The following is a 19,775-nucleotide window of genomic DNA, read 5'->3' as shown; positions in this document are numbered from 1 at the left end:
TAATGAGGTTATACCCAAATGGATAGTTCGTTTACGCCCATTGAACAAATGCTTAAGTTTCGCGCCAGCCGCTATGAAGATTTCCCGTTCCAGGAAATTCTGTTAACCCGCCTGTGTATGCATATGCAAGGTAAGCTGCTGGAAAACCGCAATAAGATGCTGAAAGCGCAGGGCATTAACGAGACGTTGTTTATGGCGCTGATCACTCTGGAATCCCAGGAAAATCACAGTATTCAGCCTTCTGAGCTGAGTAGCGCGCTGGGATCATCCCGTACCAATGCGACACGCATTGCCGATGAGCTGGAAAAGCGCGGCTGGATTGAGCGTCGCGAAAGCGATAACGATCGCCGCTGTCTGCACCTGCAGTTGACCGATAAAGGTCATGAGTTCCTGCGCCAGGTTCTGCCCCCGCAGCATAACTGCCTGCATCAACTCTGGTCTTCGCTAAGCGTTAGCGAAAAAGATCAGCTTGAGCATATCACCCGAAAACTCCTGACGCGTCTCGACCAGATGGAAGAGGACGATGTCATTCTCGAGGCGTTGCGCTAACGCGATAAGACGCTCGAATATCCAGGATATAAAAATACTGAAGAGCCAGTATCTACTGGCTTTTTTGGCAAAAACAGGCCGGCGTTTGCCGGGATGAAAATAAGAAGATCGTGGAGAAAAGCATGAGCGCAAATGCGGAGAGTCAAACCCCGCAGCAACCGGTCAAAAAGAAAGGCAAACGTAAAAGTACCCTTCTTCTGCTGACCTTGCTCTTTATTGTTATTGCCGTGGCATACGGGATTTATTGGTTTTTGGTACTGCGTCACTTCGAGGAAACCGATGACGCGTACGTGGCAGGGAACCAGGTGCAAATCATGGCGCAGGTGTCCGGCAGCGTGACGAAAGTCTGGGCCGATAACACCGATTTCGTTAAACAGGGCGATGTACTGGTGACGCTGGACGCGACAGATGCGCAACAGGCGTTTGAAAAAGCACAAACCGCGCTGGCAAGCAGCGTGCGCCAGACCCGCCAGTCAATCATCAACAGCAAACAGTTGCAGGCGAGCATTGAGCTGAAAAAAACCGCCCTCGCCCAGGCACAGAGCGATTTTAACCGCCGCGTGCCGCTCGGCAGTGCCAACCTGATTGGCCGCGAAGAGCTGCAACACGCCCGTGACGCCGTGGCCAGCGCACAAGCAGAGCTGGATGTCGCCATTCAGCAATACAACGCTAACCAGGCCATCGTGCTGGATACGCCGCTGGAAGATCAACCGGCGGTCAAACAGGCGGCAACGGAAGTCCGCAATAGCTGGCTGGCGCTGCAACGTACAAAAATTGTTAGCCCGATTACCGGCTACGTTTCCCGCCGTGCTGTACAGCCTGGCGCGCAGATCACCACGTCCACCGCGCTGATGGCTGTCGTTCCGGCCAGTAACCTGTGGGTGGATGCGAACTTTAAAGAGACGCAGCTTGCGCATATGCGCATTGGCCAGAGTGCCACCATCATCAGCGACATTTACGGCGATGAAGTGAAGTACACCGGTAAAGTGGTCGGCCTGGATATGGGCACCGGCAGTGCTTTCTCACTGCTGCCTGCGCAAAACGCCACCGGTAACTGGATCAAAGTGGTTCAGCGTCTGCCGGTACGTATTGAACTGGATGCAAAACAGCTCGCCGATCATCCGCTGCGTATTGGCCTGTCCACGCTGGTGAAAGTGGATACCGCCAATCGCGAAGGTCAGGTGCTGGCAAGCCAGGTGCGCACCAGCCCGGCCTATGAAAGCAACGCCCGGGAAATCAGCCTTGAGCCGGTCAACACGTTGATCGAAAACATCGTGAAAGCCAACGCCGGTTAATCTGAGGTGAGTGCAATGCAACAGAAACCGCTGGAAGGCGCGCAGTTGGTCATCATGACCATTGCGTTGTCGCTTGCGACCTTCATGCAGGTGCTGGACTCGACCATCGCTAACGTTGCTATTCCGACTATTGCCGGTAACCTTGGCTCCTCGCTGAGCCAGGGTACCTGGGTGATCACCTCGTTCGGGGTGGCGAACGCCATCTCGATTCCGATCACTGGCTGGCTGGCGAAACGCGTTGGGGAAGTGAAGCTGTTTCTCTGGTCTACCGTCGCCTTCGCTATCGCCTCCTGGGCATGCGGCGTCTCCAACAGCCTGGGGATGCTTATTTTCTTTCGTGTGATCCAGGGGATTGTCGCCGGGCCGCTGATCCCGCTGTCACAGAGTTTGTTGCTTAGCAACTATCCGCCCGCCAAGCGCTCTATCGCGCTGGCGCTGTGGTCAATGACGGTGATCGTCGCGCCGATTTGTGGGCCGATCCTCGGCGGCTATATCAGCGATAACTACCACTGGGGTTGGATCTTCTTTATCAACGTGCCAATTGGTGCGCTGGTGGTGTTGCTCACATTGCAAAGCCTGCGTGGGCGCGAAACGCGTACCGAGCAGCGGCGCATTGACGGTGTTGGGCTGGCGTTGCTGATCGTCGGTATCGGTAGCCTGCAAGTGATGCTCGACCAGGGTAAAGAGCTCGACTGGTTTAACTCGACGGAGATCGTCGTGCTGACGATTGTCGCCGTGGTATCGATAAGTTTCCTGGTGGTGTGGGAGTTGACCGACGATAACCCGATAGTCGATCTGTCGCTGTTTAAGTCGCGCAACTTTACCATCGGCTGTTTGTGTATCAGCCTTGCCTATATGCTCTACTTCGGCGCGATTGTCTTGTTACCGCAGCTGTTGCAGGAAGTGTATGGCTATACCGCGACCTGGGCGGGGCTGGCTTCCGCGCCAGTTGGCGTGATACCGGTGCTGCTGTCGCCAATTATTGGCCGCTTCGCGCATAAGCTGGATATGCGCCGTCTGGTGACGTTCAGCTTTATCATGTACGCGGTGTGCTTCTACTGGCGCGCGTATACCTTCGAGCCGGGCATGGATTTCGGCGCTTCGGCGTGGCCGCAGTTCATTCAGGGTTTCGCGGTGGCGTGCTTCTTTATGCCGCTGACGACTATCACCCTTTCAGGTTTACCACCGGAACGGCTGGCGGCGGCGTCGAGCCTGTCTAACTTCGCGCGTACGCTGGCGGGCTCCATCGGTACCTCGATCACCACGACGCTGTGGACTAACCGGGAATCGATGCACCATGCGCAGCTTACGGAATCGGTTAACCCGTACAATCCGAACTCGCAGGAAATCTATAACCAGCTGCAGGGGATGGGCATGTCGCAGCAACAGGCTTCCGGCTGGATAGCGCAGCAGATAACCAATCAGGGGCTGATTATCTCGGCCAATGAGATTTTCTGGTTCTCTGCGGGGGTATTCTTGATCTTGCTGGGGCTGGTGTGGTTTGCCAAACCGCCATTTGGTGCGGGCGGCGGCGGCGGCGGTGCGCATTAACCTGAGAAGCAAATCGCCTCCTTAATGGAGGCGATTTTTTGACTGCTTGTTTTATTTCTCGATGCCGAGGACTTCCAGCGTCATGACGGACGTCACACCGGGCGGCACCGCGCCAGGTATACCTTCCTCGCCGTAAGCCAGCTCGGTGGGAACATAAATCTTCACTCTGCCACCCACGACCAGTTTTTTTACCCCAGCACGCATCACCATCGGCAGTTCGCTCACCCGCGCCGTATTAACTTCGTTCTGTGCGAGAACCTGCCCGGAGCTGACCTTTTCATCCACTTTGAAACGGATGACATCGGTATCGCCAATAGCGGTACCCGGCCCACGTTTTTCAACCAAATAGACCACGCCGTTATCCGCCCGCACCGCGCCCTTTAGCTTCGCCGCATCGGCCAGCAACTGCTGCCCTTGCTTCTTGTTGCGGGTTATTTCGCGTTGCCTCGCATCGTCTACCTGCTTGTTGAGCGTAGTGAGGACCTTTTCAAGATCGGCATTCGGCATTTGCAGACTGCCCGCAAATTTATCCTGCAAGCCTTGCAGAAAAGCCTGCGGCATAAATTGTTGCCCAATATCTTTCAGCGTTTCGCTTTCAAGCTGAACTTTTGCCGCAAACCAGACGCCCCAGGCGTAGTTGACGCGCGCAAGTTCAGACTTATCCGCCGCCAGCGAGAATACCGGTGAATTCGCTTTACTAGCCCCCTTTTCCACCGCAGTTGGCTCACGCTTCACAGCAGCGAGTTGCTGTTCCATTTGCGCCTTCTCTTCGCCGCTCTGCTTTAATTTCGCTTCCAGCGCGGCGATGTGCGATGCCTGATCTGCCGTTTGTTTGGTGGCAGCAGCCAACTGGTCGGTTATCTCATCGCGTTTTTTATTCGCCCCGGCAAGCTGGCTTTGTTGATCTATGGCTTGTTTGGTGGCGGCAGCGAGCTGGCTGGTTATCTCATCGCGCTTCTTATTCGCCTCGGCAAGCTGCTTTTCCTGTTCTGCGGTTTTTGTGGCCGCCTGTTGCAGCTTCGCGCTGAGCTCTGCGCCTTGCTTTTTCGCTTCAGCCAGTTGCTGTTCCGCCTGCGATTTTTCTTCGCTGCGCTGCTGCAACTCATCTTTCAACGTCGTAATACTTAGCGCCTGCTCACTCATCTTTTTCGCGGCGGCATCAAGGTTACTATTTGCCTCTTCACGTTTATTATTCGCTGCGGCAAGTTGCTTCTCGCTGGCCTGCAACTGTTGTTGTAGCTGCTTGTTTTCACTACTAATGATCGGCGGCGGCTGTTTGTTATCGCCGCCTGCGTTATTTTTTGGCTGTATGGGCGTTGCTGAGGTCTGTTTTTTGCGCAGCGTTTCTGCTTCACGTCGCAGCTCCGCGATTTTGCGTTTCAGTAACCTGATTTCTGGCTCACTCGATGCTTTTTTTGGCGCGGTCTGCTGTTTAACAGCAGCCTGTGACGAAGACGTAGCAACTGAACCTGCACTGCCTTGGTCAGCCGTAAACGGAGACTGCGGCTCGGCTGATATTATGTGCTCATCGTTTAGTCGGTCGAGTAATGAGGCAGGCTCAGCGCTGGTGGCTGCTGATGATATAGCCGATAACAGCACAGCAGATGAATAAAGTAGTTTTCTCATAACTGTTTCAGGGCATTTGCGCGACTGGACATATTAGTGAATACCGCGCTGCGCACGCGCGAGCAAACCACTTCAATCTTACTATCAATTTCGGTTTTCATTATTTCCGCAGAATTCTTATCAATTATTGGTCGATTTCTCTTGTAGACTTCATAGCTTTTATTAATCGTATTAAATTGCTGTTTGTAAGTTTCAAATGCGGAATTATCCAGACCTTTTAAGGCAGTCAGAAGCTCGTAACATTGCTGTGTCTGCTGTTTCTGCGGCGCATCTTTCACCACGGAGGGCACCGTTTTTTTAACACAACCCGCTAATGTAAAGGGTAAAACGAAGGAGAGACATAAAAGATAAGAGTGTGAACGCCGCATAATATCCTCATTATTCAGGTATATCATTTCACTGAATTACATTCAGTTAATAAATAAATTAAACGTGAAATATCCGTCAAATAACAACAGGGGTGAAAACTATCACGCCGTAATTTAAATAACAACAAGAAGCAACATAGCCGGAATGGATATTATTGACACATCATAATTCCATTATAAATAACGGAATATAATGTTTTCACTGAATGAAATAGAATACGAAAGGGTGCGGATAAAATAATAATGCCGCCTTCCAGGCAGAAAGGCGGCATGGGAAAACTAGATATGCAGTTCCTGCAATTTCTCTTTCGGCAGGGCGAGTTCTTCGTTGCTGTTAACGCGAACATCGCGATCGAGGATGTGACGCGCGATTTCTTGCGCTTCTTCCAGAGAGTGCATTTGGTATGTCCCGCACTGATAGATGTTCAGTTCCGGGATCTGATTCTGCTGTTTTACTTTCAGGACATCTGCCATCGCCGCTTTCCAGGCATCAGCGACACGCTGCTCGTCCGGCGTACCGATCAGGCTCATGTAGAAACCGGTGCGGCAACCCATCGGAGAGATGTCGATGATCTCAACGCCGTTGCCGTTGAGGTGGTTACGCATAAAACCGGCGAACAGATGTTCCAGCGTATGGATACCTTTTTCCGGCATCACTTCTTTGTTCGGTACGCAGAAACGCAGGTCGAATACGGTAATGGTGTCGCCGTGCGGCGTGTCCATAGTCTTGGCGACACGGACTGCTGGCGCTTCCATACGGGTATGATCGACAGTGAAGCTATCCAATAATGGCATTTAGTCACCTCCGACAGTGATTTTTTAAAAATAAAATGAACTCTTTTTTCCCGTGCGAGTCTGAATATATGAAAGACGCGCATTTGTTATCATCATCCCTGATCTTCAGAGATGAAATTTTGGCCACAGAGATGTGGCCTTTTTCTTTTGTATCAGGCGTGGCGCGCGAGTAACGCCTCGAACGACTCCGAATCTCCGGCTTCAACCTCCGCCTGACGCGCCAGCGACGCTTTGCACTCGGCGATAAAATCTTCCTCAAGCAAAATTTCCAGTGGCTCTTCACGCAACTGCGACCGGTACTGATCGCCCAGGGCTTTCCCCGTGCCGCCAATACCATTATCAATCATTGAGCGCAGAATGCGCGCAGAGAATGTCAATTCCGGATCGTCGAAGCTGGCAACCAACTGGTCGCACACTTTTTCGTACTCTTTGCCACCGTACACGCCATCCAGCGTCTGCGCTACACGTTTCAGATCGCTAAACAGATCCTTACCGACCTGAGCGAGCGGGAACTGTGCGGTTTCACAGCCCATTCCGAGCGTCAAACCAGGTTTACGCCCTTCCAGAATCACGCGATTCCAGTTAGCACGGGTGCACAGCAATTCGTCGCTGCTCATTTCTGGCGCATCAGCCAGCACGCACCAGACCATAAAGAGATCGAGGAAACGCACCTGCTGCTCGTCTACGCCAATGGCGGTGAAGGGGTTGATATCCAGAGAACGTACTTCGATGTATTCAATGCCGCCACGTAGCAACGCATCCGATGGTGTTTCGCCGCTACGGGTCACACGTTTCGGGCGAATGGGCGCATACAGCTCGTTTTCAATCTGCAGAATATTGGTGTTGATCTGTAAGTATTTACCCTCTTTTTTCAGACCAATTTTGGCGTATTCCTCAGAAGGCGTTTTGATTGCGCGCTTCAACGCCACCACATAGTCGTGCAGGTTATTGAAGGTAATACCGAGATTGCTTTGCGATTTATTGGTGTACCCAAGATCGCTCAGGCGTAATGAGGTCGCATACGGCAAGTAGTACATACCGTTCGACGTTTTCTCAAACGGCAGCGTTGTCGGTTTCCCTTGCAGGAACGACGAGCAAATTGCTGGCGAAGCGCCAAACAAATACGGAATCACCCAGCCAAACCGGTAGTAATTGCGGATGAGGCGGAAATACCCTTCCGATACCGATTCTTTATCTGTACTGCCGCTTTTCGCTTCCCAGAAAGCCATCGGCAGCGAGAAATTGTAATGCACGCCGGAAATGGTTTGCATCAGCGCGCCATAGCGATTTTTAAGCCCTTCACGGTAGAGCGTTTTCAGGCGACCGATATTGGACGTGCCATACTGCGCCAGTTCAATATCCTGACCATCTTTGATATAGCACGGCATGCTCAACGGCCACATGCGTTCGTCGCCTATCTGGCGCGCAGTGTAACGGTGAATATCGCGCATGATGGTCAGCATATGATCGATATCGTCATCCACCGGAGTGATAAATTCCAGCAGCGCTTCAGCAAAATCGGTGGTGATCCATTTATGGGTCAGTGCTGAGCCAAGCGCAGCCGCATGACCCGTAATTGCCAGAGAGCCATCCGCATTTACGCGCAGCGTTTCACGCTCAAGACCGCGTTGTATCCCCTTCAGAGCTTGAGGATGTTTTTCCAGCCAGGACAGCGCCTGTGATACGTCCGGGATCAAATTGACCTCCCGCCTGTCATAATCATTTTATTAAGCATAATTGTAATGGTTGACGATTAAAGGTCACTCACTCAGTCCAATTAGTGCCACCACGTCATACCCTGCAGCGTTACAAAGGCGATCGCCAGATAGCGCAACGCTTTGCCAAGGCATAAAAAAATTACTACTGGCCCCCACGACAAGCGCATCCATCCTGCCAGCAGGCACAGCAAGTCGCCTATAACAGGCACCCAGCTTAACAACAGCGCTGCCGCGCCGTATCGTTTAAGCCAGTCAGTCGCTTTTTCCTGCCAGCGTGATGTTTTACGCTGCGGGAAGAAACGCCCAAGAATAACGTTAGTCAGCCCTCCAAGGCTATTACCCATTGTTGCTATTACAACAAGAAGCCAGGGCTGGCTAACGTGAGAAATTAGCATTGCAACCAGTACGACCTCAGAATTGCCAGGCAACAGCGTGGCGCTGAGAAAGCTGCTGGAAAACAGTGACAACAACGACAGCGTGTCGCTCACAATAAGCGAACGTCTACGACGTCCATACCCGCTGCACGCGCTGCCTGAAACCCGAAATCTGCATCTTCGAAAACAATGCATTGCGTCGGTTCCACCCCCATGCTTTGCGCACAAAGCAGGAAAGTATCGGGCGCGGGTTTGTGATGTTTAACATGATCGGCTGCGATAACGGCGTCAAAGTATCCTCGCAATCCAAGATGTGCCAGCAGCGCTTCCGCAATCGCGCTTTCGCTGCCCGTTCCCACAGACATCGGACGACGACCATGCCACGCTTTCACCACCTCGATAAGCGGTAATGGACGAACAGAATCCAGCAGCATCGCTTTTACAACTGCCGTTTTTTCCTGAGCCAACAGATGAGGATCGAGATCGCCCCGGTTAGCTTCAATAATGGATTGCGCGATACGCCAGGTTGGAGCGCCGTTAAGCCCAATCATCGCCTGTTCGTCAAAACGCATCCCATAACGCCCGAGCACGTCATGCCAAGCTTTACGGTGAGTTGGCTCTGTATCAAGAATAGTGCCATCCATATCGAAAATCAGACCAGCGTAACGTTCGTACATCATGTTCTCACAAAGCGGATAACAAACAGTTACTTTAACGTAAACAGTGATTTTTGTCGCTGCCAGCGAGTGAGAAGCATTGTGTTAAGCATGATTTTGACGGGGTGCCGGTGAGACGAAGTTTTGTGTTTTACGCAGGAGATACGGTCTGAAGGATGTTTTTGTTTAGTTTGTAGGGTATTGCCTGAGCTGCGTTATTCGTGCTGGTATCAGCAGAAACATGCATTAAACCTGAGAGGATAAATCGACAGAGGTATTGCAGAAGATGGTGCATCCGGGAGGATTCGAACCTCCGACCGCTCGGTTCGTAGCCGAGTACTCTATCCAGCTGAGCTACGGATGCATCGGGAAAAGTTTTACACTACAGATTCAGAACTTCTTGAACAAACAAATCCGGGAAGATAACTCGGGTTAGTCTCGCCTTCAGACCAATGCTGAAACAGCGCAATTCTTTCTGATCCCGGCAGTAATTCCCGCCAGAACCGAAATAATAAACAGGTTTGTGTATCAAGAAGATGGTGCATCCGGGAGGATTCGAACCTCCGACCGCTCGGTTCGTAGCCGAGTACTCTATCCAGCTGAGCTACGGATGCATCTGGAAATGCTATTTACAACGCAGATTCATATCTGCATATCATCGGCGTACTGAGCAAGAATGGTGCATCCGGGAGGATTCGAACCTCCGACCGCTCGGTTCGTAGCCGAGTACTCTATCCAGCTGAGCTACGGATGCATCGGGAAACTTACTTTACAACGCTGATTCAGTGCTGCGTTACCTCGCCACACTGAGCAAGATGGTGCATCCGGGAGGATTCGAACCTCCGACCGCTCGGTTCGTAGCCGAGTACTCTATCCAGCTGAGCTACGGATGCAAAATGGCGGTGAGGCGGGGATTCGAACCCCGGATGCAGCTTTTGACCGCATACTCCCTTAGCAGGGGAGCGCCTTCAGCCTCTCGGCCACCTCACCACACGCGCCTCTTTCGAGTGCTTCGAAGAACTTGTTAAGGGCTCATCGTCGCTGCGTGGCGCACATATTACTTTCTGGGACTTATAAGTCAAACACTTTTTCCAGCCCCTGAATCGTTTGCACACTTCGCAGGCAATTAGCCTGCAAAAAGGCCAAAAAGGATGTTTTATCAGCAGAATTTCTGCCGTTTCGCTATAGAAAAATAGCAAACGCATGCCCCGTTCAAAAGCGCGTAACAGAGGAAAACAACGAGTATGAAATAAAAAGGAAACGTAACGAGGGGAAAATCAGAAGGTGGTGTTGCGTCTCGCTGGGAAACAGCGAGACGCGATAATAGCATCAGTAGTTCGACTGCTGTGATTTTTCAGCCTGGATACGCTGGTAGATCTCTTCACGGTGAACGGAAACTTCTTTAGGGGCGTTAACGCCGATACGAACCTGGTTACCCTTAACCCCTAATACAGTCACAGTGACCTCATCCCCAATCATGAGGGTTTCACCAACTCGACGAGTCAGAATCAGCATTCTTTGCTCCTTGAAAGATTAAAAGAGTCGGGTCTCTCTGTATCCCGGCATTATCCATCATATAACGCCAAAAAGTAAGCGATGACAAACACCTAAGTGTAAGCAGTCACGGCATTACATTCTGTTAAACCTAAGTTTAGCCGATATACAAGACTTCAACCTGACTTTATCGTTATCAATAGCGTAGTGGCAACAACGCCATAACCGCAAGGTTATGCCGTCTGCTTTCGCTTTGTAATTATGACAGTTTAGCGCTTACCCAGTCTTTTACACTGGCGAGAGCGGCAGGCAGTGCGGCTACATCAGTACCGCCGGCTTGCGCCATATCCGGACGTCCGCCACCTTTACCCCCGACCTGCTGGGCAACCATACCAATCAATTCCCCTGCTTTCACACGGTCGGTCACATCCTTCGACACACCCGCAATCAGGGAAACTTTTCCTTCCGCCACGGTGGCAAGCACAATCACTGAAGCACCCAGTTGGTTTTTCAGATCGTCTACCATGGTACGCAGCATTTTCGGCTCGACGCCGGCCAGTTCGCTAACCAGCAGTTTTACGCCGTTAAGATCGATAGCTTTACCGGACAGGCTAGCGCTCTCCTGCGCCGCGGCCTGCTCTTTAAGCTGCTGCAACTCTTTTTCCAGCTGGCGAGTACGTTCAATAACAGTACGCACTTTATCGCCGAGGTTCTGGCTATCGCCTTTCAGCAACTGCGCGACATCATGCAACTGGTCACTCTGCGCATGCAGGCTGGCAATCGCGCTTTCACCGGTTACCGCTTCAATACGGCGCACGCCCGCCGCTGTGCCAGACTCAGACACAATGCGGAACAGACCGATATCACCGGTGCGGGAAGCATGTGTGCCACCGCAGAGCTCAGTCGAGAAATCACCCATGCGCAGCACGCGCACGCGATCTTCGTATTTCTCGCCAAACAGCGCCATTGCACCATTCGCTTTTGCTGCTTCCAGATCCATGATGTTGGTTTCGATTGGCAGGTTACGGCGAATTTGCGCGTTCACCAGATCTTCTACCGCACGGATTTCCGATGGTTTCATGGCTTCAAAATGGGAGAAGTCAAAGCGCAGCGCTTTGTCGTTCACCAGAGAGCCTTTCTGCGCCACATGCGTACCGAGCACATCGCGCAGCGCGGCATGCATCAGGTGTGTTGCAGAGTGGTTGAGGCGAATACGCGCACGACGCGCTTCATCAACTTCCGCTTTCACGCCGTCGCCGACTTTCAGCGAACCGCTATTCAGCTTACCGAGATGACCAATCGCCTGACCGTATTTCTGCGTATCCTGTACGGCAAAGGCAAAGCCATTACCTTTCAGTTCGCCTTTGTCGCCCACCTGGCCGCCAGACTCGGCGTAGAACGGCGTCTCATCGAGAACAACCACCGCTTCCTGACCTGCGGCAATCACATTCACTGACTTACCGTCGACAAACAGCGCAGTCACTTTGCCGTTCAGTTCCAGATGGTCATAGCCTTTAAATTCTGACGCGCCATCAACGCGGATCATTGCGTTGTAATCTGCGCCGAAACCGCTGGATTCGCGTGCGCGACGGCGTTGCTCTTCCATCGCGGCTTCAAAACCTGCTTCGTCAACTTTCAGGTTACGCTCACGACAGACATCGGCGGTTAAATCCACTGGGAAGCCATAAGTGTCGTACAGGCGGAAAGCGGTCTCGCCGTCCAGCGTATCGCCTTTCAGTTTTGCCAGCTCTTCGTCCAGCAGCGCCAGACCGCGCTCCAGCGTACGTGCAAACTGCTCTTCTTCGGTTTTCAGAACCTGCTCAACCTGAGCCTGCTGGCGTTGCAGATCTTTCCCGGCGGAACCCATCACCGCGATCAGCGGGCCAACCAGCTTATAGAAGAAGGTGTCCTTCGCGCCCAGCATGTTGCCATGGCGAATCGCACGACGAATGATACGACGCAGCACATAGCCACGGTTTTCGTTCGACGGAATGACGCCATCGGCGATCAGGAAGGCACAGGAACGGATGTGGTCAGCGATTACGCGCAGGGATTTGTTACCCAAATCGGTCGCGCCGGTCACGTTTGCCACCGCCTGAATCAGCTTCGCGAACAGGTCGATTTCATAGTTGGAATTCACATGTTGCAGCACTGCGGCAACGCGTTCCAGGCCCATACCGGTATCCACGGACGGCTTCGGCAGCGGTTCCATGGTGCCATCAGCCTGGCGGTTGAACTGCATAAAGACGATGTTCCAGATTTCGATATAGCGGTCGCCGTCTTCTTCCGGGCTGCCCGGAGGGCCACCCCAGATATGGTCGCCGTGATCGTAGAAAATCTCGGTGCATGGGCCGCACGGACCGGTATCGCCCATCTGCCAGAAGTTGTCGGAGGCGTAAGCGGCACCTTTATTATCGCCGATGCGGATAATGCGCTCGCGCGGCACGCCCACTTCTTTTTCCCAGATTTCGTACGCTTCGTCGTCCGTTTCGTATACCGTCACCCACAGACGCTCTTTCGGCAGGTTGAACCAGTTCTCACCGGTCAGCAGTTCCCATGCGTACTGAATAGCATCATGTTTGAAGTAGTCGCCGAAGCTAAAATTGCCCAGCATTTCAAAGAATGTGTGATGGCGTGCGGTGTAACCGACGTTTTCCAGGTCGTTGTGTTTACCACCAGCACGAACGCAACGCTGTGCTGTGGTAGCGCGGGAATAATTACGTTTGTCGAGCCCAAGGAATACATCCTTGAACTGGTTCATCCCGGCGTTGGTAAACAGCAGAGTCGGGTCGTTATTCGGTACCAGGGAGCTGCTGGCAACTACCTGATGTCCCTTACTATGGAAAAAATCGAGAAACGCCTGACGGATCTCAGCGGTGCTCTTGCTCATAATTATCCTGAAATCAAGCTAACGAAATGTGGTAACTGGCCGTTGCCATACATGGAAAACACGCCAGCTACTGGAAAAAGTGGGAATAAGATAAGTTTTCTTTACTGCGAAGTAAAATCCCGTATGCGCTCAGTCGGCAAAATTTCGCCATATTTCCTGAATATCTTCCTGCATAAAGCCGCGATAGAGCAAAAAACGCTGCACTTTTACTTTCGCCGCATATTCAGTCGGTAGCGGTTCACCATATTTGCGCTGCGCCTGCGCACGGGCACTCTCCACCCAATCAATATCGCATTCGCGTAGTGCGCTTTCGCTGTCTTCGCGCGAGATCCCTTTCTGGTTTAATTCCTGTCGAATGCGCGCCGGACCATAACCTTTACGCGCACGGCTGGCGATAAACTGGCGCACAAAGCGTATGTCATCAAGAAAGTTATGCTCCAGACACCACGCAACGACCTCTGCGACCTCTTCCGGCGTGATATCCAGTTCTTCCGGGCCGTTTTTACTCATTACTGGCGCGGTTAATTTGCGACGAAACTCTTTTTCGCTGTGATCGCGCATCGCCAGAATCCGCATCGCTCTGTCACGCAGGCGGGAAACGGCGGAGCGTCGAGAAGGATTTTCAGACATGGCTTGATCCTGTATGCGTAGAAAAGCAAAAGGGCTGCATCAGCAGCCCTTGATTACCATTCAAATTATCAGAAATCTTCGTTGGTCTCTTCAACGTCTTCGTCATTGCCATCGGCAGTGAATTCAGCGGAAGAATTCTGGTTGCTGAGCAGAATTTCGCGCAGCTTTTTCTCGATCTCTTTTGCCGCCGCCGGGTTTTCTTTCAGCCAGGTCGTTGCGTTCGCTTTACCCTGACCAATTTTGTCGCCGTTGTAGCTATACCAGGCACCCGCTTTTTCAATCAGTTTCTCTTTCACGCCAAGATCGACCAGCTCACCGTAGAAGTTAATGCCTTCGCCGTAGAGGATCTGGAATTCAGCCTGTTTGAACGGCGCAGCGATTTTGTTTTTCACCACTTTTACGCGAGTTTCGCTGCCGACAACGTTGTCGCCCTCTTTCACCGCACCAATACGGCGAATATCCAGACGCACAGAGGCGTAGAATTTCAGCGCGTTACCGCCAGTGGTGGTTTCCGGGTTACCGAACATTACGCCAATTTTCATACGGATCTGGTTGATGAAGATCAGCAGCGTGTTGGACTGTTTCAGGTTACCGGCCAGCTTACGCATCGCCTGGCTCATCATACGCGCCGCAAGGCCCATGTGAGAGTCGCCGATTTCGCCTTCGATTTCCGCTTTCGGCGTCAGCGCCGCAACGGAGTCGACCACCAGCACATCAACCGCACCGGAGCGCGCCAGTGCGTCACAGATTTCCAGCGCCTGCTCACCGGTGTCCGGCTGAGAACAGAGCAGGTTGTCGATATCAACGCCCAGTTTGCGAGCGTAAACCGGATCCAGCGCATGTTCAGCATCGATAAACGCACAGGTTTTGCCTTCGCGCTGCGCAGCGGCAATCACTTGCAGGGTCAGCGTCGTTTTACCTGAAGATTCAGGCCCATAAATTTCGACGATACGCCCCATCGGCAAACCACCAGCGCCCAACGCGATATCCAGCGAGAGCGAACCGGTAGAGATGGTTTCCACATCCATGGAACGGTCTTCACCCAGACGCATGATGGAGCCTTTACCGAATTGCTTTTCGATCTGACCCAGTGCGGCTGCAAGCGCCTTTTGTTTGTTTTCGTCGATAGCCATGATTACTCCTTCATGCAGAGTGAAGCGCGTTACGCTCCGCGGTGAATTACTGTTCTGTTGTCGCAATTATACTGTATGGTCATACAGTATCAAGCATTTTGTAGAAAATGTTGCCAAAGGGTTTGCAGAGCATAGGCGGTGGCCTGTCTGCGCACCGCTTCACGATCGCCAGGGAAGCATTCACGGCGCGTAATCCCTTCTCCGCTGACGCTGGCAATGCCAAACCAAACAGTGCCAACCGGCTTCTCGTCGCTGCCGCCATCCGGCCCGGCGATGCCGCTGATGGAAATCGCATAGTTGGCGCGCGCCGCTTTAAGCGCACCAATCGCCATCTCGACCACTACCTGCTCGCTGACCGCGCCGTGCGCATCCAGCGTGGCGGGTTGTACGCCAATCATTTGGGCTTTCGCTTCATTACTGTAGGTAACAAACCCGCGTTCAAACCAGGCGGAACTGCCAGCGATATCGGTTACCACCTTCGCCACCCAGCCGCCGGTACAGGACTCCGCTGTAGTCAGCGTCGCGCCGCGCGCCTTAAGCGCCAGCCCGATGCGTTCGCTGAGCTGCATTAATTCATTGTCCGTCATGATGGTTCCCGTGCGTCTAAAAACTGTGGCGGAAAAGATACCACTTTCCGCGAAAATATGGGGACGGGATGGCGAATTTACGAGGATGCTTCCGAAAAAAGGCCAGCGAACGCTGGCCTGCATGGCTTACTGCCGGTTACTTCATGCTGTTATAGATAGTGTCGACGTTGTGACGAAAGGCTTTCTGATAGTTATCTGCCACCCCGCCTTTGGCACTTAACGCTTCCGGATAAAGCTCGCCGCCCGGTTGCGCGCCGGTTGCGCTGGCGATCTGTTTCACCAGCCGTGGGTCCAGTTGGTTTTCCATAAACCACACTTTCACGCCATCGGCTTTAATCTGTTTGATAAGCGAGGCCACCTGTGCGGCGCTGGCTTCACTTTCTGAAGAGATGCCTTGCGGTGCCATGAAATCAACGCCGTAAGCGCGAGCAAAATAGCCAAACGCATCGTGGCTGGTCAGCACTTTACGTTTCGCCAGCGGTACCGCGCTGAAACGCTCTTTCGCCCAGCTATCCAGCTTGTTTAACTGGTCGATATAACGCTGACCGGAGGCATTCAACGCAGCTTCGTCAGCCGGATCGGCTTTCACCAGCGCGGCAAGAATATTCTTTGCGTACAGTGCGCCATTGGCGGCGCTGTTCCAGGCGTGGGGATCGGTCACTGTTGCGCCATCTTCTTCCAGCGTATGCGTTGCAACGCCGGTTGATGCGACGACAAGCTGGCCTTTAAAACCAGAGGCTTTCACCAGCCGGTCCAGCCAACCTTCGAGCCCCAGGCCGTTCACCACCACCACATCGGCGCTATTAAGCAGAGCACTGTCTTTCGCCGAAGGTTCAAAGGTGTGCGGATCGCCATCCGGCCCCACCAGCGTCGTCACCTTGACGTGATCGCCGCCAACCTGCTGGGTGATATCGCCCAGAATCGAGAAGCTGGCGACCACATTTAATGTTTTTGCCATTGCGCCCTGCGCCACCAGGCCGAGCGCCAGCGCCAGAATAAGCCCTGTCCGTTTCATCATTTCCCCTTGCTAAGTTAAAAGTGCGCGCAGGCTGTGAGCCAGCCCACTGCGCGTGCCGAATAAAATGGAAAAAAAGAAGACAATACTGGCAGTCAGCACAATCGCCGGTCCAGCGGGCAACCCCGCCATCCACGACAGGCTTAACCCAAGCCAGGCGCACAGCGCGCCAATGCTGGCCGCCAGCAGCAATAATCCCGGTAATGTCCGCGCCCAGCAGCGCGCCGCCACAGCGGGGAGCATCATCACGCCCACAGCCATCAATGTGCCGAGCACCTGAAACCCGGCCACCAAGTTGAGCACCAGCAACGCCAGAAACAGCCCGTGCAGCAGACCCGGCGCACGCGCCGAATTAACCTGCAAAAACGCGCTGTCGAACGCTTCACTGACCATGCCGCGATAGCAAAACGCCAGCACCAGCAACGTCAGGCTGGCCACTCCCGCGACAAACAGCGCCGAGTCGCGATCGACCGCCAGAATCGAACCAAACAGCAGATGCAGCAGATCAATACTGGAGCCGCGCAACGAAACCAGCGTGACGCCGAGTGCCAACGAGCCAAGGTAGAAACCGGCAAAGCTGGCGTCCTCTTTAAGCGGCGTGCGGCGGCTTACCCAACCGGCCACCAGCGCAACGGTGATACCGGCGATAAAACCGCCGATACTCATCGCCAGCAGCGACATGCCGCTTAGCAAATAACCCACCGCCACACCAGGCAGAATGGCGTGCGACAGCGCGTCGCCCATCAAGCTCATGCGGCGCAACAGCAAAAAAACGCCCAGCGCCGTGGTGCTGATGGAGAGCGCCAGACACACCACCAATGCGCGGCGCATAAAACCAAATTCGATAAACGGCTGGAAAAAGAGATGCCAGATCATGCGCTGCACACCTCATCTTTTGCCGCGACAGGCGCTGTCGCGCCCCACTGCGCCACGCGTTCGTCGAGGCGTAATGTTTGCGGGAAATAGCGAGACACGCGCTCGCTATCGTGCAGCACGGCAAGAATGGTTTGCCCGCCGCGATGCATGTCCACAATCTGCTCCATCAACAGTTGCGATGTGGCTTCATCAATACCGGTAAACGGCTCGTCGAGCATGACCAGCGGCGCGTTCTGCACCCAGACGCGGGCAAACAGCATGCGCTGAAACTGCCCGCCGGAAAGTGTATCAATTGTCTCGTGCGCCATTGCCGCCAGCCCAACACGCTCCAGCCCCTGGGCGATTCGGCTACGGGCATCGCGGTTCAATCCACGAAACAGCGAAACGCGCGGCCAGCAGCCCATACTCACCACATCCTGCACGGTGAGCGGAAATTGTGATTCCAGCGCGTGGCGCTGCGCCAGCCAGCCGATGACTGGCCGCGCCGGTTGCCAGTGCAGAATGCCGCTCACCGGCGGTAAAAATCCGGCCAGTGTTTTTAACAGTGTCGATTTGCCGCAGCCGTTCGCGCCAACAATCGCCGTCATGCTGCCGCGCGCCAGCGTGCCGCACAGCGCCGGGGTGATCGCAAGGCGATCGTAGCCTGCGACCAGATGATCAAGTTCAATCATGGCAGCGCAACCGCCCAGCTTGTCAGGAGCCAAAGTACCGCTAATAGCGCAGCCGCCAGCACAACGCGGATCGTGCCGGAAAGGGAAAACAGCGTTACGGGAATCATTCACACACCTCATACGTTATAACGTAACAATAGTCAGTATGAATGATTAAGTAAATCGCTATGCGTAACGGGAGTGCATCGAAATGTTTCAGATTCCCCTCCCGCAGGAGGGGGAGAGAGATCAGCGAACGCGCGCCAGTGAAACCGCCTGGCCGAGCTGCCAGACCGCCATCGCGTAGTGTGTGCTGTGGTTATAGCGGGTGATAGTGAAGAAGTTTGGCAGACCGTACCAGTACTCATAGCCGGTGCCGACATCAAGTCGCAGCAGACTCGCCTGTTGATGCGCGCCCAGCGGCTGTTGCGGCGTTAAACCCGCCGCCGCCAGTTGCCCGACGCTGTAGTTCGTTTTAAAGCCATTTTCCAGCCCCGGCGCCTGGCCGTTGGCCTGGATCGCCACCACATCGCCTTTCACCCAGCCGTGCTGTTTGAAGTAGTTCGCCACGCTGCCAATGGCATCCACCGGATCCCACAGGTTGATATGCCCGTCGCCGTTGAAATCGACGGCGTACTGCTTGTACGAAGAGGGCATAAATTGTCCATAGCCCATTGCGCCAGCGAAAGAACCTTTCAGATCAAGCGGATCGTCGCTCTCATCACGCGCCATCAGCAGGAACGTCTCCAGCTCGCTGGCGAAATACTCCGCGCGGCGCGGGTAAGCGAAGGCCAGCGTCGCTAACCCGTCGAGAATACGCGTTTTGCCCATCACGCGGCCCCAGCGGGTTTCCACGCCGATAATGCCCACGATAATTTCCGGCGGCACGCCGTAAACCATCCACGCACGGTTAAGCGCATCTTCATACTGATTCCAGAACGCCACGCCATTTTGCACGTTGTCCGGGGTGATGAACTGCTTGCGATAGCGCAGCCAGGCGCCGTTCGGCCCGCTGGGTCCCGCTGTCGTCGGTGCTTGCTTATCCATCAGGCGCAACACGTAATCCAGACGTTTGGCCTGCGAGAGAATTTCGTGCAGTTGCTGGCGGTCAAAACCGTGCTTGCTGACCATCATATTGATGAACTGCTCCGCCGCCGGGTTATTGGCAAAGTCACCGCCGGTCATCAGAACATTGTGCTGCGGCTCAAGCAGAAAACCGCCGGAAGGCGCGGGCGACGCGGTTTGCGGGGTTTCAGCAAGCGGGGGTTTACTGCTACAAGCACAGAGCACAACAAACGCAGGCAGTAATGCTGCGTAACAACGCTTCAACATGGGACTTCCATTTTAAACGAATCAGCCAGGAGCAAGTATGGTAAAGCATCTGGCTACCGACAAGGAAGCGTCGTAACGCCTGCGCACGCGATCTCACTTCACTTTTTCATCTTCCATTACGCGTTCATTTAATTCCGCTCATTTTCGCAAAAACTTTCACAGTGATCATTTTTTCTTTCATAACGAGATACAAATAACACATTTAAACCTTTCATCATGATTATTATAGCGCACGG

Annotated in this window: 18 protein-coding genes and 5 tRNA genes; 3 read left to right on the top strand and 20 right to left on the bottom strand. The window is 53.6% G+C overall.

Features of this window, described 5'->3' with window-relative positions:
• The first annotated feature begins 18 nt into the window (after positions 1-18).
• The 3 genes from mprA to emrB all read left to right on the top strand — a co-directional run bounded on the left by mprA (position 19) and on the right by emrB (position 3,395).
• Positions 19-549 (top strand): transcriptional repressor MprA, encoded by a 531-nt coding sequence (gene mprA / locus C813_RS28250; protein ID WP_017459325.1) that lies wholly within the window; start codon positions 19-21, stop codon positions 547-549.
• A gap of 110 nt (positions 550-659) precedes the next feature.
• On the top strand, positions 660-1,844 hold the full coding sequence (gene emrA / locus C813_RS28245; RefSeq protein ID WP_407656232.1) for a multidrug efflux MFS transporter periplasmic adaptor subunit EmrA: 1,185 nt from the start codon (positions 660-662) through the stop codon (positions 1,842-1,844).
• Positions 1,845-1,859: 15 nt separating this feature from the next.
• A complete protein-coding gene (gene emrB / locus C813_RS28240; RefSeq protein WP_017459323.1) occupies positions 1,860-3,395 on the top strand; it encodes a multidrug efflux MFS transporter permease subunit EmrB in 1,536 nt (511 codons plus the stop codon).
• Between the two features lie 51 nt (positions 3,396-3,446).
• Here emrB and C813_RS28235 read toward each other — a convergent pair whose 3' ends face one another.
• From C813_RS28235 to mltB, 20 genes are all read right to left on the bottom strand, one after another.
• Complete coding sequence (locus C813_RS28235) at positions 3,447-5,021, bottom strand: FKBP-type peptidyl-prolyl cis-trans isomerase N-terminal domain-containing protein (protein ID WP_017459322.1); 1,575 nt, start codon at positions 5,019-5,021, stop codon at positions 3,447-3,449.
• Positions 5,018-5,302, bottom strand: a complete 285-nt coding sequence (locus C813_RS28230) for a hypothetical protein (protein WP_017459321.1) — start codon at positions 5,300-5,302, stop codon at positions 5,018-5,020. Before C813_RS28230 ends, C813_RS28235 begins: the two co-directional genes overlap by 4 nt.
• A gap of 366 nt (positions 5,303-5,668) precedes the next feature.
• On the bottom strand, positions 5,669-6,184 hold the full coding sequence (gene luxS / locus C813_RS28225) for an S-ribosylhomocysteine lyase (protein WP_017459320.1): 516 nt from the start codon (positions 6,182-6,184) through the stop codon (positions 5,669-5,671).
• Positions 6,185-6,336: 152 nt separating this feature from the next.
• Positions 6,337-7,881 carry a glutamate--cysteine ligase gene (gene gshA, locus C813_RS28220; protein WP_017459319.1) on the bottom strand — a complete coding sequence of 515 codons (1,545 nt, stop codon included), beginning with the start codon at positions 7,879-7,881 and terminating at the stop codon, positions 6,337-6,339.
• Positions 7,882-7,961: 80 nt separating this feature from the next.
• Positions 7,962-8,390 (bottom strand): YqaA family protein, encoded by a 429-nt coding sequence (locus C813_RS28215; protein WP_017459318.1) that lies wholly within the window; start codon positions 8,388-8,390, stop codon positions 7,962-7,964.
• Positions 8,387-8,953, bottom strand: coding sequence for a fructose-1-phosphate/6-phosphogluconate phosphatase (yqaB, locus tag C813_RS28210; protein ID WP_017459317.1), 567 nt, complete (start codon positions 8,951-8,953; stop codon positions 8,387-8,389). Before yqaB ends, C813_RS28215 begins: the two co-directional genes overlap by 4 nt.
• Before the next feature lie 266 nt (positions 8,954-9,219).
• Positions 9,220-9,296, bottom strand: a tRNA-Arg gene (locus tag C813_RS28205).
• 173 nt (positions 9,297-9,469) lie between these two features.
• A tRNA-Arg gene (locus C813_RS28200) sits at positions 9,470-9,546 on the bottom strand.
• A gap of 63 nt (positions 9,547-9,609) precedes the next feature.
• A tRNA-Arg gene (locus C813_RS28195) sits at positions 9,610-9,686 on the bottom strand.
• A gap of 62 nt (positions 9,687-9,748) precedes the next feature.
• Positions 9,749-9,825 (bottom strand) — tRNA-Arg (locus tag C813_RS28190).
• Between the two features lie 4 nt (positions 9,826-9,829).
• A tRNA-Ser gene (locus tag C813_RS28185) sits at positions 9,830-9,922 on the bottom strand.
• Positions 9,923-10,261: 339 nt separating this feature from the next.
• Complete coding sequence (csrA, locus tag C813_RS28180) at positions 10,262-10,447, bottom strand: carbon storage regulator CsrA (protein ID WP_007370562.1); 186 nt, start codon at positions 10,445-10,447, stop codon at positions 10,262-10,264.
• Positions 10,448-10,685: 238 nt separating this feature from the next.
• Positions 10,686-13,316, bottom strand: a complete 2,631-nt coding sequence (alaS, locus tag C813_RS28175) for an alanine--tRNA ligase (RefSeq protein ID WP_017459316.1) — start codon at positions 13,314-13,316, stop codon at positions 10,686-10,688.
• Between the two features lie 129 nt (positions 13,317-13,445).
• Positions 13,446-13,946, bottom strand: coding sequence for a recombination regulator RecX (gene recX, locus C813_RS28170; protein WP_017459315.1), 501 nt, complete (start codon positions 13,944-13,946; stop codon positions 13,446-13,448).
• A 68-nt stretch (positions 13,947-14,014) separates the two neighbouring features.
• Positions 14,015-15,079 (bottom strand): recombinase RecA, encoded by a 1,065-nt coding sequence (gene recA / locus C813_RS28165; RefSeq protein ID WP_017459314.1) that lies wholly within the window; start codon positions 15,077-15,079, stop codon positions 14,015-14,017.
• An 89-nt stretch (positions 15,080-15,168) separates the two neighbouring features.
• On the bottom strand, positions 15,169-15,666 hold the full coding sequence (pncC, locus tag C813_RS28160) for a nicotinamide-nucleotide amidase (RefSeq protein ID WP_017459313.1): 498 nt from the start codon (positions 15,664-15,666) through the stop codon (positions 15,169-15,171).
• Between the two features lie 136 nt (positions 15,667-15,802).
• Positions 15,803-16,681, bottom strand: coding sequence for a metal ABC transporter substrate-binding protein (locus C813_RS28155; protein WP_017459312.1), 879 nt, complete (start codon positions 16,679-16,681; stop codon positions 15,803-15,805).
• A 12-nt stretch (positions 16,682-16,693) separates the two neighbouring features.
• Positions 16,694-17,557, bottom strand: a complete 864-nt coding sequence (locus C813_RS28150) for a metal ABC transporter permease (RefSeq protein WP_017459311.1) — start codon at positions 17,555-17,557, stop codon at positions 16,694-16,696.
• Positions 17,554-18,228 (bottom strand): metal ABC transporter ATP-binding protein, encoded by a 675-nt coding sequence (locus C813_RS28145; protein WP_017459310.1) that lies wholly within the window; start codon positions 18,226-18,228, stop codon positions 17,554-17,556. Before C813_RS28145 ends, C813_RS28150 begins: the two co-directional genes overlap by 4 nt.
• Before the next feature lie 228 nt (positions 18,229-18,456).
• Positions 18,457-19,539, bottom strand: coding sequence for a lytic murein transglycosylase B (gene mltB, locus C813_RS28140; protein ID WP_017459308.1), 1,083 nt, complete (start codon positions 19,537-19,539; stop codon positions 18,457-18,459).
• Between the last annotated feature and the right edge of the window lie 236 nt (positions 19,540-19,775).

It is taken from the genome of Kosakonia sacchari SP1, assembly GCF_000300455.3.
Taxonomy (GTDB): domain Bacteria; phylum Pseudomonadota; class Gammaproteobacteria; order Enterobacterales; family Enterobacteriaceae; genus Kosakonia; species Kosakonia sacchari.
This window is presented reverse-complemented; position numbering and strand designations above follow the sequence as displayed.

Excerpts from the sequence above, each read along its gene's own strand:
- mprA (WP_017459325.1), top strand. The coding sequence starts at position 19 with ATGGATAGTTCGTTTACGCCCATTGAACAAATGCTTAAGTTTCGCGCC.
- emrB (WP_017459323.1), top strand. The coding sequence starts at position 1,860 with ATGCAACAGAAACCGCTGGAAGGCGCGCAGTTGGTCATCATGACCATT.
- C813_RS28235 (WP_017459322.1), bottom strand. The coding sequence starts at position 5,021 with ATGAGAAAACTACTTTATTCATCTGCTGTGCTGTTATCGGCTATATCA.
- luxS (WP_017459320.1), bottom strand. The coding sequence starts at position 6,184 with ATGCCATTATTGGATAGCTTCACTGTCGATCATACCCGTATGGAAGCG.
- yqaB (WP_017459317.1), bottom strand. The coding sequence starts at position 8,953 with ATGTACGAACGTTACGCTGGTCTGATTTTCGATATGGATGGCACTATT.
- csrA (WP_007370562.1), bottom strand. The coding sequence starts at position 10,447 with ATGCTGATTCTGACTCGTCGAGTTGGTGAAACCCTCATGATTGGGGAT.
- alaS (WP_017459316.1), bottom strand. The coding sequence starts at position 13,316 with ATGAGCAAGAGCACCGCTGAGATCCGTCAGGCGTTTCTCGATTTTTTC.
- recX (WP_017459315.1), bottom strand. The coding sequence starts at position 13,946 with ATGTCTGAAAATCCTTCTCGACGCTCCGCCGTTTCCCGCCTGCGTGAC.
- recA (WP_017459314.1), bottom strand. The coding sequence starts at position 15,079 with ATGGCTATCGACGAAAACAAACAAAAGGCGCTTGCAGCCGCACTGGGT.
- pncC (WP_017459313.1), bottom strand. The coding sequence starts at position 15,666 with ATGACGGACAATGAATTAATGCAGCTCAGCGAACGCATCGGGCTGGCG.
- C813_RS28155 (WP_017459312.1), bottom strand. The coding sequence starts at position 16,681 with ATGAAACGGACAGGGCTTATTCTGGCGCTGGCGCTCGGCCTGGTGGCG.
- C813_RS28150 (WP_017459311.1), bottom strand. The coding sequence starts at position 17,557 with ATGATCTGGCATCTCTTTTTCCAGCCGTTTATCGAATTTGGTTTTATG.
- C813_RS28145 (WP_017459310.1), bottom strand. The coding sequence starts at position 18,228 with ATGATTGAACTTGATCATCTGGTCGCAGGCTACGATCGCCTTGCGATC.
- mltB (WP_017459308.1), bottom strand. The coding sequence starts at position 19,539 with ATGTTGAAGCGTTGTTACGCAGCATTACTGCCTGCGTTTGTTGTGCTC.